We start from the raw sequence: 1,919 nt of genomic DNA on the forward strand, positions 1-1,919 counted from the left end.
GAGGTGGGAGTGCCCCCAGGACCGTTCGTTGAAGGGGGGGTCGCAGACCACGGCGTCGGCGAGTTCGGTGGCGAGCTGGTCGTCGAGCAGGGTGTCGGCGGGGGCGATCCGGGCGTCGACGGCGTGCAGCCGCAGTCGGGACTCCGTGATCGAGGCTCGGGTCCGGTCGATGTCCTGGCCGAGGCGGCGGGACGCGGGCGCGGCCATCAGGAGCGTTCCCAGCCCGCAGGCGGGGTCGAGTACCGTGCCCCTGCCGGCGTCGGTGAGCGTGACCATCAGGGTGGCCAGGTCGGGGGAGGTGAGGGCGAGCCGGCGGGAGTGGGTCTCGGCGTAGCGGGCGCAGAGGAACTCGAAGGCGGCGGCGGGTCCGCGTTGCTCGGCGAGCCGGATGAGGAGCCTGGCTGCCTCGGGGTCGTCGAGTTCGGGGCGGGTGGGGGTCGAACCGGGGATGAGGGAGCGCAGGAACCGCCCGGTCGCGGCGACCCGGTCGCCGAGGGTGAGGTCGTCTCCCAGGCGGAGGCGTTGCCAGACCCGGTCGGCCAGCGACACCTCGTAGGGTTTGCCGTTGCGGCGCAGCCAGTTCTCGACCTCCCGCAGGGAGAACAGGGGGCTCGAGGTCGTGCCGGCGACCGGCTGGGGGAAGTCCTCGTGCCGGCGCCGCCAGTTGCTGACCGCGGCCCGGCCGACGTCAACGAGACGAGCGATCTCCGCCGCGTTCACGGTGGCGTCCTGGCTCATTTCCCCCACCCTAGTTCACACCACGGTCACCGTCCACAACCTACTCGCTTGTGAACACGATCAACCAGTGATTTACTGCCTCCATGATGCACACGAAGCCCCTGCTGTTGCGGTACGCCGCGGGCTCCGATGTCGGCCAACGGCGGGCGGTGAACCAGGACTCGGCGTACGCGAGTCCTCGCCTGCTGGCGGTGGCCGACGGGATGGGTGGGCACGCGCACGGTGAGGTGGCCAGCTCGGTGGTGGTGGCCACCCTCGTCGAGCTCGACGGTTCCCTGACCGCCGCCCCGGACCGGGGCCGTGCCCTCGACCTGCTGGCCGGCGGGGTGACCTCCGCCGCCGCGCGGCTGACCGAACTCGCCCAGCGGGACGAGGGCCTGGCGGGCATGGGCACCACGTTGACCGCGCTGATGTGGGACGGGGCGCGCCTCGCGCTCGCGCACGTGGGGGATTCGCGGGGTTACCTGCTGCGGGGCGGAGTGCTGTACCAGATCACCCGGGACCACACGATGATCCAGAGCCTGCTGGACGAGGGGCGGCTCACCCCCGAGGAAGCCGCGGAACACCCGCGCCGCTCGGTGGTGATGCGGGCGTTGCAGAGCAACGGCTCGGCCGATCCGGACCTGTCCTCCCACGACGCCCAGGTCGGCGACCGCTACCTGTTGTGCTCCGACGGGCTGACCGCCGTCGTCAGCGCCGAGACGGTGCACGAGGTGCTCAGCACCGTCGAGGACCGTCAGGAAGCGATCCGGCAGCTGATCGACCTGGCCAACCGGGGCGGCGGTCCGGACAACATCACCTGCGTGGTCGCCGATGTCCTGGAGCCCGAGCGGGACACCGCGCCGCAGCCGGGTCTGGTGGTGGGCGCGGCCCGGGACCAGGGCGTGACTCCCGACCCGAGCTCCGCGCCGGCGTGGCTGTCCCGGTGGACCGGTCAGGTCTTCCCCGCCGACGCCGACTGAGCAACCCCGCCGCGTTCCTGCCAGGCCCGGGGAAGGCGGACGCCGAGGGACCACCTCCACGCGCGGCGCCCCTCCCGCCCCGACCCGGGGCCACCGGTTTCCCCGGCCCGGGGCGGGCAATCCTGCCGGGAGCGGACTGGTGGTGCCGGGCCGAGCCCGGCGACAGGAACGGGAGCGGGAGGATGGCGCAGATCAGTTATCGGCGGGGGGGGGAGGGAA

Annotated in this window: 2 protein-coding genes; one reads left to right on the plus strand and one right to left on the minus strand. The window is 72.9% G+C overall.

Going from position 1 to position 1,919, the window contains the following annotated elements; translation table 11 throughout:
- Window positions 1–738: N-6 DNA methylase (locus ACTIDRAF_RS0222385; protein WP_016700940.1), on the minus strand; the 738-nt coding region annotated here is incomplete at its 3' end.
- An 83-nt stretch (window positions 739–821) separates the two neighbouring features.
- Between ACTIDRAF_RS0222385 and ACTIDRAF_RS0222390 the strand changes: the two genes are divergently transcribed.
- Window positions 822–1,700: a protein phosphatase 2C domain-containing protein gene (locus tag ACTIDRAF_RS0222390; protein WP_016700941.1), complete on the plus strand. Its 879-nt coding sequence runs from the start codon at window positions 822–824 to the stop codon at window positions 1,698–1,700.
- The last annotated feature ends 219 nt before the right edge of the window (window positions 1,701–1,919 follow it).

The organism is Actinoalloteichus spitiensis RMV-1378 (assembly GCF_000239155.1).
Classification (GTDB): Bacteria; Actinomycetota; Actinomycetes; order Mycobacteriales; family Pseudonocardiaceae; genus Actinoalloteichus_B; species Actinoalloteichus_B spitiensis.

Bases quoted from the DNA above. Each gene is read 5' to 3' on its own strand.
- ACTIDRAF_RS0222390 (WP_016700941.1), top strand. From the start codon at position 822: ATGATGCACACGAAGCCCCTGCTGTTGCGGTACGCCGCGGGCTCCGAT.